The organism is Nonomuraea zeae (assembly GCF_005889725.1).
GTDB classification, from domain to species: Bacteria; Actinomycetota; Actinomycetes; order Streptosporangiales; family Streptosporangiaceae; genus Nonomuraea; species Nonomuraea zeae.
In genome coordinates this window covers 1-13,431 of sequence record NZ_VCKX01000316.1, presented here as the reverse complement: position 1 = coordinate 13,431, position 13,431 = coordinate 1, and the positions used below count along the sequence as shown (strand labels likewise).

Here is a 13,431-nt window from a genome sequence, read left to right as displayed (position 1 = left end):
GGGGTATAAGAGACAGGGACACGGGGCCGGAGAGCCTAAGCTCCGTGGGCGGACCCGGGTGCGGGCGCAGCCGACAGGCGCGGGCGCAGGCGCAGGCGCAGGCGCGGATGCGGGCACAGGCGCAGGCGCGGATCCGGGCGTGGGTGTGGATCCGGACGCGTGGTTCGGGCGGCCGAGGTGCTCGGGCGGTCGGGATGTCCCCCAGCACGACGCCTCACACCGAGGCTGAGGGTCCGGGCCCCGATTCGAGCCCAGGAACCGGAGCTCGGGGCAGGTGCGAGAGCGGGTCGTCAGCGCCAGGAGCCCACACCCGCAGTGGGGGTCGAGTCCGGGAGCCAGGTCCGAGAGCCAGGTCCGGGATCCGGGGACGGGGCCCGCGATGGGGTCCGGGGGCAAGGCCCGGAGACAGCGCCCGCAGACACCCGGAGACAGCGCCCGCAGACGCCCGGAGACAGCACCCGGAGGCAGGGCCCGGAGCTAACGCCGGGAATCAGGACCGGATCCGGGGCTCGAGCTCCAGGGCCAGGGGCCGGCGGCGCGGGGTCCCCACCCGTGTCCCGATCAGGCCTCCACGAGGCGAGACCCGGAGGAGCCGGGCCGGGGATCCGGGGCCGGAAGGCGAGGCCGGAAGGCGAGGCCGGAAGGCGAGGCCCGGAAGGCGAGGCCCGGAAGGCGAGAGGGGTGGAAATGGCGACTGCCCGCCGTACCTCCCATGAGGAGGTGCGGCGGGCAGTCGGCGGTCGATCAGCGGGTCAGCGCTCGAAGCGGGTGCCCGAGTTGCGACGGAAGCCACCGTTCCCACGCTCGTCCGTACGGCCACCACCGGAGCGGTACCCGTCTCGCGGCGCGCGGTCGTCGGAGCGGACCCCGCGGTCGCGATCGCCAGAGAACGGGCGGCCACGATCGGCGGCGTACCGGCTGCCGGTCCCGGCGGCCGGGCCGTCGGAGCGGACCCCGGCGCCGCGCTGGCCGCGGTCGTCCTGACGGATCGGGCGGTCGTCGGAGCGGAACCCGCCACGGGCCCGGCCGCCGTCACGACGGCGGTCGTCGCCGAACGAGCGAGGCTGGTCCTGAGCGGGCCGCACGAAGGGCCGGTCGCCGTCGGCGTGCCGGCGCGGCCGGCGGTCCTCACCGGCGGCGGCGCCACCGGCGAACGGACGGTCGCCGTCCTCGTGCCGCCGCGGACGGCGCTCGCCGTCGAAGTCGCGACGGCCACGCCGCCCACCGCGGCGCTCGCCGCCACCACTGTGACCGCCCTCACGGCGCGGGCGCAGCGGCTTGCGGACGTCCGGCTCCCAGACGGGAATCGGCTCGCCGCTCGGCACGCGGGCGCCGGCCACCTCGGCCAGGCGAGGGTGACCAGGGGTCGCCTTCAGCCGGAACGGGTGGATGCCGGCGCGCCGGGTGAGGGCGTCGGTCGAGCGGCGCTCGTTGGGCAGCACCAGCGTGACGACGGTGCCCTTCTCGCCGGCGCGGGCCGTACGGCCGCCCCGGTGCAGGTAGCTCTTGTGGTCCTGCGGCGGGTCGACGTGCAGCACCAGGCTGATGTTGTCGACGTGGATGCCGCGGGCGGCGACGTCGGTGCAGACCAGCACGTTGACCGAGCCCTCGCGGAACTCGGCGAGGATGCGGGTGCGCTGGTTCTGGCGCTTGCCGCCGTGCAGGCCGCCCGCCTTGACGCCGACCCTGGCCAGCTGCTTGCACAGCCGGTCCACGCCGTGCTGGGTGCGGACGAAGATGATCGTACGGCCCTCGCGGTTGGCGATCTCGGCCGTGACGTCGAACTTGTCGTCACGCGTGACCTGCATCACGTGGTGCTCCATGGTGTCGACCGGCGAGGTCGCCGGAGCCACGGAGTGGGTGATCGGGTTGTGCAGGAAGCGCCGCACCAGCTTGTCGACGTCGCCGTCGAGCGTGGCGGAGAACAGCAGCCGCTGGCCGTCGGCCGGGGTCTGCGCGAGCAGCTCCGTGACGACGGGGAAGAAGCCGAGGTCGCACATGTGGTCGGCCTCGTCGAGCACGCTGACCTCGACCTCGCCGAGCGAGCACTCGCCCTGCCGGATCAGGTCGCCCAGGCGGCCGGGGGTGGCGATGACGATGTCGACGCCGCGCCGCAGCGCCTCGATCTGCTTGCCCATGGACATGCCGCCGACGACGACCTTCATGCGCAGCCCGAGGCCGCGGCCCAGCGGCTCCAGCGCGTCGTGCACCTGGAGCGCGAGCTCACGGGTGGGCACCAGGATCATGGCCCGGGGGCGGCCGGGAGCCGGCCGCACGCCTGCGAGGCGGGCCATGGTGGGCAAGCCGAAGGCCAGGGTCTTGCCGGAGCCGGTCTGGCCGCGGCCGAGGACGTCATGTCCGGCGAGCACGTCGGGAATCGTCGCGCTCTGGATGGGGAAGGGGCTGTCGATGCCCTGCTTGGCCAGCCCGCTGATGAGCGGCTTGGGCAACCCGAGCAGCTCGAACTCGGAAGGGCCCGGCTCAGGGGCGCTTTCGCCGAGGGAGGGCATGACAGCGTCAAGCATGGTCACGAAGTTCGTGCCTTTCGTCGAAGTGGCGCGTCACTTCTGCGAAAGGACGAGCCGGGACGTACGGCGGGGGCCGTACACGTTCAGGACACCCGCCACGTAGACGGGTCGGATAAGGGGGATACACCGGGGCACCGGCCGCAGGCGGCGCGAGACACGCAATGAGGCGTCAGGTGTACCTGGTGCCAACGCCGGGATGTTATCGGATATTCCCCGGACGGGTCCGGACCTTCCGAAACACTCCTCGGCACGCTGAAGCGGCTGACGCTTTACGTCAGCCGTAACAGCAGAAAAGATCAGACGTTGAAGCCTAGCATACGGAGCTGGTCACGCCCTTCGTCGGTAATCTTGTCCGGGCCCCACGGCGGCAGCCAGACCCAGTTGATCTTGACGTCGGAGACCATGCCGTCGAGCGCGGAGTGGGCCTGGTCCTCGATGACGTCGGTCAGCGGGCACGCCGCGCTGGTCAGGGTCATGTCGATGGTGGCCACGGGCTGCCCGCCGTCGGACGGGTCGAGGTTGAGCCCGTAGATGAGGCCCAGGTCGACGACGTTGATGCCGAGCTCGGGGTCGACGACGTCCTTGAGCGCCTCCATGACCTCCTCGACGGTCGCCTCACCGTCGAAGCCGGTAGGAGTCTCCACTGGCTTGCTCATTCGGCAGCACTCCTCACAACAGCATCCTTGTAGGCCATCCAGGAAAGCAACGCACATTTAACACGTGCGGGGAACTTGGCCACGCCCGCGAACGCGACCGCGTCGCCGAGCACCTCCTCGTCGGCCTCCACCTTCCCCCTGCCCTGCATGAGCCTGGTGAACTCGTCGACCACGGAGAGCGTCTCCTGGACCGTCGAGCCGGTGGTGAGCTCGTGCAGCACCGAGGCGGCGGCCTGGCTGATCGAGCAGCCCTGACCGTCGTAGGAGACGTCGAGGATCTTGCCGGCGTCGCCCACCTTGACCCTGAGCGTGATCTCGTCGCCGCACGTGGGGTTCACGTGGTGAACCTCGGCGTCGTACGGCTCACGCAGCCCCCGCCCCTGCGGGTGCTTGTAGTGTTCCAGGATCAGCTCCTGGTACATCGACTCGCCGATCATGGCTATGCGAACACCTTCTGGACGTGATGGAGGCCGCGGACCAGGGCATCGATCTCGGCCGTGGTGTTGTACAGGTAGAACGACGCCCGTGTGGTCGCCGGTATTCCGAACCGCAGGTGCAGGGGGCGCGCGCAGTGGTGCCCCACGCGTACGGCGACGCCGAACTGGTCGTCCAGGATCTGCCCGACGTCGTGCGGGTGGATGCCCTCCAGCGTGAACGACACCGTGCCGCCGCGCAGCTCCAGCGAGTCGGGCCCGATCAGCCGCAGGGACGGCACGTCGCGCAGGGCCTCGAGCGCGTACGCCGTCAGCGTGCGCTCGTGCGCCTCGATGGCCTCCATGCCGACCTCGGTGAGGTAGTCGACGGCCGCGCCCAGCCCGATGGCCTCGACGATGGGCGGGGTGCCGGCCTCGAACTTGTGCGGGACCGGCGCGTACGTCGAGTGGTCCATCCAGACCGCCTCGATCATCTCGCCGCCGCCCATGAACGGCGGCATGGCTTCGAGCAGCTCGGCCCGGCCCCAGAGCACGCCGATCCCCGAGGGGCCGACCATCTTGTGGCCGGTGAAGGCCACGAAGTCGGCGTCCAGGTCGGCCACGTTCACCGGGTGGTGCGGGACGGACTGGGACGCGTCGAGCATGATCAGCGCGCCGACCTCGTGCGCCCGGGCGGCCACCGCGACGACCGGGTTGACGGTGCCGAGGACGTTCGACTGGTGGGCGATCGAGACGATCTTCGTCCGTTCGGTGATCACCGCGGGGTCGAAGTCGAGACGGCCCTCGTCGGTGACCCCGAACCACTTCAGCGTCGCGCCGGTGCGCTGCGCGAGCAGCTGCCACGGCACGATGTTGGAGTGGTGCTCCATCTCGGAGACGACGATCTCGTCGCCGGGGCCGAGGGTGAAGCGGGGGTCGGTGTTGGTGGGGTTGCCGAAGGCGTAGGCCACCAGATTGAGCGCCTCGGAGGCGTTCTTGGTGAAGATCACCTCATCGCGCGACGGCGCCCCGACGAAGCCCGCGATCTTGTCGCGGGCGTTCTCGTAGGCGTCGGTCGACTCGGCGCCGAGGACGTGCATGGCCCGCCCGACGTTGCTGTAGTGCAGCGCCAGGTGGTCACGCATGGTCTCGATGACCTGGTTGGGCTTCTGTGAGGAGTTGCCCGAGTCGAGGTAGACGAGCGGACGCCCGTCGGGCAGCTCGCGGGAGAAGATCGGGAAGTCTTTCCTGATCTTCTCCACATCCAAGCTGATGGAAGTCATGCAGATGCCTTCGTGTACTGCTCGTAGCCCTCGGCCTCGAGCTTGTCGGCCAGCTCCGGGCCGCCTTCCTCGACGATCCGGCCGCCGGCGAAGACGTGCACGAACTCCGGCTTCACGTAGCGCAGGATGCGGGTGTAGTGAGTGATCAGCAGCACGCCGGTCTCACCGGAGGCGCGGAAGCGGTTGATGCCCTCCGACACCACGCGCAGCGCGTCGACGTCGAGGCCGGAGTCGGTCTCGTCGAGCACCGCGATCTTCGGGTTGAGCAGCTCCATCTGGAGGATCTCGTGGCGCTTCTTCTCGCCGCCGGAGAAGCCCTCGTTCAGGTTGCGCTGGGCGAAGGCCGGGTCGATGGACAGCGCGTCCATGCCGCCCTTGAGGTCCTTGGCGAACTCGCGCAGCTTGGGCGCCTCGCCGCGGACGGCGGTGACGGCCGAGCGCAGGAAGTTCGAGACCGAGACGCCGGGGACCTCGACCGGGTACTGCATGGCCAGGAACAGGCCCGCGCGGGCCCGCTCGTCGACCGACAGCTCCAGCAGGTCCACGCCGTCGAGCAGCACCTGGCCGCCGGTGATCGTGTATTTGGGGTGACCGGCGATCGCGTAGGCGAGCGTCGACTTGCCCGAGCCGTTCGGGCCCATGATGGCGTGGGTCTCGCCCGCCTTCACGGTCAGGTTGACGCCGCGCAGGATTTCCTTGTCCTCGACGGCGACGTGCAGGTCACGAATCTCTAGGGTTGACACGGTTATGACTCCTTCGAGAGCGAGACGAGGACGTCATCGCCGTCGATCTTGACTGTGTAGACGTTCACGGGTCTGGTGGCGGGCGGTCCTGTCGGCTTGCCCGAGCGGATGTCGAAGCACGATCCGTGCAGCCAGCACTCGAGCGTGCCGTCGTAGACCTCTCCCTCGCTGAGTTTCACCTCGGCGTGGGAGCAGACGTCATGCAGGGCGAAGACGTCCGCGCCCTGCCGGACCAGTGCGACCGGGGTCTCGCCGACCTCGACGCCGAGCACGCCCCCGTCGGGGACGTCCTCGACCTTGCACACCTTCTCGAAACTCATCGGGCGAGCTCCGCCTCCAGCGCGGTGAGCACGCGCTCACGGATCCCCTCGACCTGGATCTTCTCGATCAGCTGGCCGAGGAAGCCCCGGATGACCAGGCGGCGGGCCTCGTCATAGGGGATGCCGCGGGCCTGGAGGTAGAAGATGTGCTCGTCGTCGAGCCGGCCGGAGGCCGAGGCGTGCCCGGCTCCGGCGACCTCGCCGGTGAGGATCTCCAGGTTGGGCACCGAGTCGGCGCGGGCGCCGTCGGTGAGGATGAGGTTGCGGTTGAGCTCGTAGGTGTCGGTGCCCTCGGCCTCGACCCTGATGATCACGTCGCCGATCCAGACGGCGTGCGCGCCCTCGCCCTGCAGGGCGCCGCGGTAGTCGACGTTGCTCTTGCAGTTGGGCTGCGAGTGGTCGACCAGCAGGCGGTGCTCCAGGTGCTGGCCCGCGTCCACGAAGTAGACGCCGGACAGGTCCGCGTCGCCGCCGGGGGCGGTGTAGGAGACGCTGGGCGACAGGCGTACGAGGTCGCCGCCGAACGTCACCGCGAAGCTGCTGAACGTCGCGTCCTTGGCGAGCTGCGCGTGGTGATGCGAGACGTGGACCGCGTCGTGCTCCCAGTCCTGGAGGGTGACGACCTTGAGCGAGGCGCCGTCGCCGACGACGAACTCGACGTTGTCGGCGTAGACGGCGCTGCCCTTGTGGTCGAGCACGACCACGGCCTCGGCCATCGGCTCCAGCTTGACCACGATGTGGCCGTAGGTCGCGCCGTCACCCGAGCCGGTGAGCGTGAGCACCGTCTCCTTGGACGCGACGACCTCGCGCGGCACCGTGATCACGGTGGCCTTCTCGAAGCTGGTCCAGGCCTGCGCGCTGACCCGGTCGGCCGGCGTGTACGCCTTGCCGAGGCGGGCGTCGTCGCGGCCGACGGTCTCGACGGTCACCTCGGGGGCCGCGTCGACGTCCACGCGCACGTGGCCGGCGGTGGCCGCCTTGCCGGTGTGCAGGCCCTTCAGCCGCGACAGCGGCGTGAAGCGCCACGCCTCCTCGCGCCCCGTCGGGACCTCGAAGTCGTCCAGGTCGTAGGACGCCTTCTCGTGCAGGGTCGACAGGGGCTTCTCGTTCAGGCCCATCAGCCGACGGCTCCTTCCATCTGCAGCTCGATCAGCCGGTTGAGCTCGAGCGCGTATTCCATGGGCAGCTCACGCGCGATCGGCTCCACGAAGCCGCGCACGATCATCGCCATCGCCTCGTCCTCGTCGAGCCCGCGGCTCATGAGGTAGAACAGCTGGTCCTCGCTGACCTTGGAGACCGTGGCCTCGTGGCCCATCGAGACGTCGTCCTCGCGGACGTCGACGTAGGGGTAGGTGTCGGAGCGGCTGATCTGGTCGACCAGGAGCGCGTCGCACTTGACGGTGCTGGCGCTGCCGTGGGCGCCCTCCTCGATCTGCACGAGACCGCGGTAGGAGGTGCGGCCGCCACCGCGCGCCACCGACTTGGAGATGACGCTGGAGCTGGTGTTGGGCGCCAGGTGCACCATCTTCGAGCCGGCGTCCTGGTGCTGGCCCTCGCCCGCGAACGCGACGCTCAGCGTCTCGCCCTTGGCGTGCTCGCCCATCAGGTAGACGGCCGGGTACTTCATCGTGACCTTGGAGCCGATGTTGCCGTCGATCCACTCCATGGTCGCGCCCTCGTACGCCACGGCGCGCTTGGTGACCAGGTTGTAGACGTTGTTCGACCAGTTCTGGATGGTCGTGTAACGGCAGCGGGCGTTCTTCTTCACGATGATCTCGACGACGGCGCTGTGCAGCGAGTCGCTGGAGTAGATCGGCGCGGTGCAGCCCTCGACGTAGTGGACGTAGCTGTTCTCGTCCACGATGATCAGGGTCCGCTCGAACTGGCCCATGTTCTCGGTGTTGATCCGGAAGTAGGCCTGCAGCGGGATCTCGACCTCGACGTTCGGCGGCACGTAGATGAACGAGCCACCGGACCACACGGCGGTGTTGAGGGCGGCGAACTTGTTGTCGCCCACCGGGATGACCGAGCCGAAGTACTCCTTGAAGAGCTCCTCGTGCTCCTTCAGGCCCGTGTCGGTGTCGACGAAGATGACGCCCTTCTCCTCGAGGTCCTCACGGATCTTGTGATAGACGACCTCGGATTCGTACTGGGCGGCGACACCGGCGATGAGGCGCTGCTTCTCCGCCTCGGGGATGCCGAGCTTGTCGTAGGTGTTCTTGATGTCCGCGGGCAGCTCGTCCCAGGAAGCGGCCTGCTTCTCGGTGGAGCGCACGAAGTATTTGATGTTGTCGAAGTCGATGCCGGTGAGGTCGGAGCCCCAGGTGGGCAGCGGCTTCTTGCCGAACAGGCGCAGGCCCTTCATCCGAAGGTCGAGCATCCACTCCGGCTCGTTCTTGAGCGCGGAGATGTTACGGACGACCTCCTCGGACAGGCCACGCTTGGCCGCGGACCCGGCGGCATCCGAGTCGGCCCAGCCGAACTTGTAATTCCCGAGGCCTTCCAGCTCCGGGCGGTCGGTGACAGTCACCTTCCGGTCTCCTTGCTCTCTTCGTTAAGGCTCTTGCCTCTATGTGCGGAATCACCCAGCGACTGCGGGCTCACATGCGTCGTGCAGACCCCGTCGCCGTGGGCGATCGTGGCCAGGCGCTGCACCGGGGTGCCGAGAAGCTGCGCGAACGCCTCCGTCTCGGCCTCGCAGAGCTGCGGGAACTCCGCAGCCGCGTGTGCCACCGGGCAGTGATGCTGGCAGAGCTGGTCGCCGCCTGACTTGGCCTTGGTGGCCGAGGCGGCATACCCCTCCGCCGACAGCGCCTGCGCCAGCACTTGCACGCGCTGGTCGGCCGGCACCGTCCGCATGACCGGCTCCAGCCGCCTCAGCAGGCTGCTGACCTGCGAGCGGGCGAAGTCGGACACGGCTTGTTGTCCCATGCGCTCGGCCAGGAAACGCAGCGCGCTCCCGGCCAGGTCGTCATAGGCGTGCTCGAAAGCACTGCGCCCCGCGTCGGTGATCGCGAACAGCTTGGCGGGCCGTCCGCGCCCGCGCTGACCGCGCGGCCGGACCGTGCGAGGCTCGATCATCCCGTCGGCCAGCAGCGCGTCGAGATGACGGCGGACGGCGGCGGGCGTCAGCCCGAGCCGCTCGCCCAGCGCGGCGGCCGCGACGGGACCATGCTCAAGGATCAGCCTGGCGACACGTGCGCGTGTGCTGCGCTCGCTGCTCGGCTCGATCGTGGGCATGTTTTTCACAACATCAGTGTGCCGTAATTCCTTCCCGCTTCACAAACGGATCCGACCAGGGGCGGGATGGAATTTATCACGCAGGGTAGCCTTACCTAACCTTTGCCCGGCCCAGGATCGTGAACGTCAGGGCGGAGCAGCAGATGAGCCCGAGCATGACACACGCCATGGGCACCGCGGAGCCGGATCCGGCCAAACCGACCAGCGGAGCGGCGGCCGCGCCAAGCGCGAACTGCAGCACGCCCAGCAGGGCGGAGGCGCTGCCGGCGACCTGCGCGGGCTGCGAGGCCAGCGCCAGCGCGCCGGTGCCGGGCAGCGTCAGCCCCTGGCCGAGCATGATGACGACCAGCCCGCCGACGATGCCCCACAGGCCGAGGCCGGTGAGTGCGGCGGTCATCAGCAGCACGGCGCCGACCAGGCCGGTGCCGAGCCCGATGCGGACCAGGAGCGCGGGCGGCACCCGCCCGGACAGCCGGCCGCCGACCTGGGCCATGACGGTCAGCGCCAGGGCGTTGAGCCCGAAGATGAGCGAGTACTGCTGGGGCGTGGCGCCGTACACCTCCTGGAGCACGAACGGCGAGCCGGAGATGTAGCCGAACATGGCCGCGAACGCCAGCCCCGCGGTGAGCGCGGAGCCCATGAACGCGCGGTCGCGCAGGAGCTTCCAGAACGTGGCCACGGTGTGCTTGAGCCCGCCGCTCTCACGCCGTTCGGCCGGCAGCGTCTCGCGCACGCCGGGCAGCACGGCCAGCAGCAGCACGAGCCCGGCGATGCTGAGCGCCACGAACACACCGCGCCAGGAGGTGAACGCGAGGAGCTGGGCGCCCGCGATGGGCGCCAGGATCGGCGCCAGGCCGCTGACGAGCATCAGCGTGGCGAAGATGCGGGCGATCGCGGCGCCGTCGTAGAGGTCGCGGACGACCGCGCGCACGATCACCAGGGCGGCGCCGCCGAGGATGCCCTGGAGCAGGCGGAAGGCGATGAGCATGGGCACCGAGGGCGCGAACGCGCACAGCAGCGAGGCCAGCATGAACCCGGCCACGCCCACGATCAGCGGCACCCGGCGCCCGCGCACGTCGCTCACCGGCCCCGCGATCACCTGGCCCACGGAGACGCCGATGAGGCAGGCGGTGAGGGTGAGCTGCACCTGGGCGGGCGCGCTGAGCATCTCGGAGGTGATCGAGGGCAGCGCGGGGAGGTACATGTCGATGGACAGCGGCCCGATCGCCGACAGTGCCCCGAGGATCAGGAGGAGGAGTCCGCGGCGGCCGCTCGTCTTCTCCGCGGCCGGTATCTGCGCGGCCGGTATCTTCGCGGCCGGTGCACCGGTGGTTGTTGCAGTGGATGTGACTACGGCGGCTGACGTGGCATCGGCCACGGACATGCGTGATCCCCTCTTCCCTCATGGGCTTGCGGCCCACAAGGGCCGAGGGATCAAACCAGGATTCGGTCCTCCTAATTCCCGGTTATCAGATATTTAGCCGATTTCGTGCAGCTGGATCAGGGACAGCGTCGCGCCCCTGCGGTGGACTTTCACTCCCTGTCAGCACTTTCCGGGAAACGGGCGGGTCAGGACCTGTCCAAATCCGGCCATGCTTCCAGCCATGCCCGGCTCACGCTCACCTGCGGGCCGGACCGGGTGGCGTAGTCCCTAAACTCATGGCCATGGAATCCCCAGCCGTCGAGATCGTCGACCTGGTCAAACGCTACGGCGGCCGGACCGCCGTCGACGGCCTCTCATTCCGCGCCGAGCGCGGCGCCGTCACCGCGGTCCTCGGTCCCAACGGCGCCGGCAAGACCTCCACGGTCGAGATCTGCGAGGGGTTCCGCAAGGCCGACGCGGGCACGGTCAAGGTGCTCGGCCTGGCGCCCGCGCTGCCCGAGCTGCGGCCCAGGGTGGGGGTCATGCTCCAGGCGGGCGGCGTGCCGCCGGCGATGCGCTGCGCCGAGTGGCTGCGCCTGGTCTCCCGCTTCTACGCCCGCCCCCTCGACGCCGGTGCGCTCCTGCTGCGGCTTGGGCTCGACGATCACGTACGCACCCCCTACCGTCGGCTGTCCGGCGGGCAGCAGCAGCGGCTGTCGCTGGCCGCGGCCGTCATCGGGCGGCCCGAGCTGGTCTTCCTCGACGAGCCCACGGCCGGCCTCGACCCGCAGGCCAGGCACGCCTGCTGGGACCTCGTCGGCGAGCTGCGCGGCGCGGGAGTGTCGGTCGTGCTGACCACCCACCACATGGACGAGGCCGAGCGGCTGGCCGACCACGTCGTGATCATCGACAGGGGCCGCGTGGTGGCCGAGGGGAGCCCGGCCTCGCTGACCGGGGCCGAGCGGCAGCTCAGGTTCCGGGCCCGGCCGGGGCTGACGCTGGAGGAGCTGCTCAACGCGCTGCCCGCGGGCAGCGCGGCCAAGGAGTCGCCGGCCGGCCATTACATCATCGAGGGCCAGGTCGGCCCCGAGCTGCTGGCCACGGTGACGGCCTGGTGCGCGGCCGAGGGTGTCACGGCCGACGACCTGCGGATCGAGCGCCGCACGCTCGAAGACGTCTTTCTCGAACTGACCGGCAGGGAGCTGCGATGACCGCGCTGGACTTCACGCCGGCGCCGGGCGCCGCGCCGTTCCCGCGCATGGTCCTGGCCCAGGCGGGCGCGGAGATCCGCGCCATGCTGCGCAACGGCGAGCAGCTCCTGCTCACGATGATCATCCCCGTGCTGCTGCTGACCGGCTTCTCGCTAGCGCCGCTGATCGACGTCGGCGGCGGCAGGCGGGTCGACTTCCTGGCCCCGGGCGTGCTGGCGCTGGCGGTCATGTCCACCGCGTTCACCGGCCAGGCCATCGCGACGGGCTTCGAGCGCCGCTACGGCGTGCTGAAGCGGCTCGGCGCGACCCCGCTGTCCAAGGCCGGGCTGATGCTGGCCAAGACGGGGGCCGTGGTGGCCGTCGAGGCCATCCAGGCCGTGGTGATCGTGGCCGTGGGGCTGGCGCTGGGGTGGCGGCCCCACGGCTCGTTCCTGAGCGCGGTGCTGCTGATCGTGCTGGGCACGGCGGCGTTCAGCGGGCTGGGGCTGCTCATGGCCGGCACGCTGCGCGCGGAGGCGACGCTGGCCGGGGCCAACCTCGTCTACCTGGTGCTGCTGGGGGCCGGCGGGGTGATCTTCCCGCTGTCGAAGTTCCCCGAAGGCATGCGGCCGGTGCTGGAGGTGCTGCCCATCTCCGCGCTGACCGGCGGGCTGCGCGCGGTGCTCGTGGAGGGCGCCGCCCTGCCGCTCGGCCCGCTGGCCGTGCTGGCCGCCTGGGCGGTGCTGTCGCTGGGCCTGGTCTCGCGCGTGTTCCGCTGGGAGTGACGGCCGCCGGCCCCGCCCGGTGGTCACTCCGGCTGGGGCTGGGGGCTTTCCGCGCGCAGCGCGCCGTAGCGGCGCCGGGTGAGCGCGGCGACCGCCGTCAGCGGGATCGCCGCCCCGGCGGCCAGCCAGAACAGCAGCCCGTAGCGGCCCTGCTCGGCCAGCGGCCCGGCGGCCCACGACGCGACCGCGCTGCCCACGAACAGCGCGGAGGCGAAGAATGCGATCGTCGTGCCCCTGGCCTCGGGCACCACCGCCGTGGCCCAGGTCTGCAGCGAGGAGTGCAGGAACGACCAGCCCCCGCCGAGCAGCAGCGCCGTGACGGCCACGGTGGCCAGGCTCACGTGCACCGCCGCGAGCGCGAACCCGGCGCACAGCTGCGCGCCGCCCACGACCATCAGCAGAGGTGTGGGCCAGCGCCCTGACAGCCGCTTGACGAGCTTCGACAGCAGCCACAGGCCCAGCCCGTACGCGGTGATGGCCAGGCCCGCCACGGCGGTGTCCAGCCCGGTGTGCTCCAGCGCGGGCGCCAGGAACGGCATGGCACCCAGCAGGATCGCGCCTTCGACGAACGCCAGCCCGAACACCAGCAGCGCCCACGGCTGCCTGAGCACCGCGCCCAGATATCCGGCCGCCCCCTGCGCCGCACCCGCCTCAGGCACGGCGCGCGCCGGCTCGGGGAGCGCGCGCAGCATGAAGGCGCAGGCCAGCGCGCAGGCGGCGGGCACCAGCCACCAGGAGACGCCGACCTCGGCGGTGGCGGCGAAGGTGGCGGTGATGTTCACGTTCGGCAGGGTGGAGGCGAGCGCCACCGAAGGGTTGGTGATGCCGCCCTTCAGCGAGTAGCTGCCGCTCCAGTTGCTGTTGCTTTCGTTGATCTTCTTGTCGCTCATCTGCTGGATGAGCGCGCTGC

Annotated in this window: 13 protein-coding genes; 2 read left to right on the top strand and 11 right to left on the bottom strand. The window is 70.5% G+C overall.

The window, feature by feature from the left end; translation table 11 throughout:
• Positions 1-752: 752 nt before the first annotated feature.
• The 10 genes from ETD85_RS52095 to ETD85_RS52050 form a co-directional block, all read right to left on the bottom strand.
• Complete coding sequence (locus ETD85_RS52095; RefSeq protein ID WP_240779992.1) at positions 753-2,525, bottom strand: DEAD/DEAH box helicase; 1,773 nt, start codon at positions 2,523-2,525, stop codon at positions 753-755.
• A 299-nt stretch (positions 2,526-2,824) separates the two neighbouring features.
• A complete protein-coding gene (locus ETD85_RS52090; RefSeq protein ID WP_138697283.1) occupies positions 2,825-3,184 on the bottom strand; it encodes a metal-sulfur cluster assembly factor in 360 nt (119 codons plus the stop codon).
• Complete coding sequence (gene sufU, locus ETD85_RS52085; protein ID WP_138697282.1) at positions 3,181-3,621, bottom strand: Fe-S cluster assembly sulfur transfer protein SufU; 441 nt, start codon at positions 3,619-3,621, stop codon at positions 3,181-3,183. Before sufU ends, ETD85_RS52090 begins: the two co-directional genes overlap by 4 nt.
• A 2-nt stretch (positions 3,622-3,623) precedes the next feature.
• Positions 3,624-4,880 carry a cysteine desulfurase gene (locus ETD85_RS52080; RefSeq protein WP_138697281.1) on the bottom strand — a complete coding sequence of 419 codons (1,257 nt, stop codon included), beginning with the start codon at positions 4,878-4,880 and terminating at the stop codon, positions 3,624-3,626.
• The gene (gene sufC, locus ETD85_RS52075; protein WP_138697280.1) at positions 4,877-5,623 is read right to left on the bottom strand and encodes a Fe-S cluster assembly ATPase SufC; all 747 of its coding nucleotides are present in this window, start codon (positions 5,621-5,623) and stop codon (positions 4,877-4,879) included. Before sufC ends, ETD85_RS52080 begins: the two co-directional genes overlap by 4 nt.
• A 2-nt stretch (positions 5,624-5,625) precedes the next feature.
• On the bottom strand, positions 5,626-5,943 hold the full coding sequence (locus tag ETD85_RS52070) for a non-heme iron oxygenase ferredoxin subunit (RefSeq protein WP_138697279.1): 318 nt from the start codon (positions 5,941-5,943) through the stop codon (positions 5,626-5,628).
• Positions 5,940-7,061: a Fe-S cluster assembly protein SufD gene (sufD, locus tag ETD85_RS52065; RefSeq protein WP_138697278.1), complete on the bottom strand. Its 1,122-nt coding sequence runs from the start codon at positions 7,059-7,061 to the stop codon at positions 5,940-5,942. Before sufD ends, ETD85_RS52070 begins: the two co-directional genes overlap by 4 nt.
• Entirely contained in the window at positions 7,061-8,473 is a 1,413-nt protein-coding gene (sufB, locus tag ETD85_RS52060; RefSeq protein ID WP_138697277.1) for a Fe-S cluster assembly protein SufB, read from the bottom strand. Before sufB ends, sufD begins: the two co-directional genes overlap by 1 nt.
• Positions 8,470-9,183, bottom strand: a complete 714-nt coding sequence (locus tag ETD85_RS52055) for a helix-turn-helix transcriptional regulator (protein WP_138697276.1) — start codon at positions 9,181-9,183, stop codon at positions 8,470-8,472. Before ETD85_RS52055 ends, sufB begins: the two co-directional genes overlap by 4 nt.
• Before the next feature lie 91 nt (positions 9,184-9,274).
• Positions 9,275-10,567, bottom strand: coding sequence for a multidrug effflux MFS transporter (locus ETD85_RS52050; protein WP_138697275.1), 1,293 nt, complete (start codon positions 10,565-10,567; stop codon positions 9,275-9,277).
• A 281-nt stretch (positions 10,568-10,848) separates the two neighbouring features.
• Between ETD85_RS52050 and ETD85_RS52045 the strand changes: the two genes are divergently transcribed.
• Both ETD85_RS52045 and ETD85_RS52040 read left to right on the top strand, forming a co-directional pair.
• Positions 10,849-11,757: an ABC transporter ATP-binding protein gene (locus tag ETD85_RS52045; protein ID WP_138697274.1), complete on the top strand. Its 909-nt coding sequence runs from the start codon at positions 10,849-10,851 to the stop codon at positions 11,755-11,757.
• A complete protein-coding gene (locus ETD85_RS52040; protein WP_138697273.1) occupies positions 11,754-12,521 on the top strand; it encodes an ABC transporter permease in 768 nt (255 codons plus the stop codon). The genes ETD85_RS52045 and ETD85_RS52040 overlap by 4 nt, the downstream gene beginning before the upstream one ends.
• Positions 12,522-12,544: 23 nt before the next feature.
• Here the strand turns inward: ETD85_RS52040 and ETD85_RS52035 are convergent.
• On the bottom strand, positions 12,545-13,431 hold an 887-nt coding region (locus tag ETD85_RS52035), incomplete at its 5' end, for an MFS transporter (protein WP_138697272.1).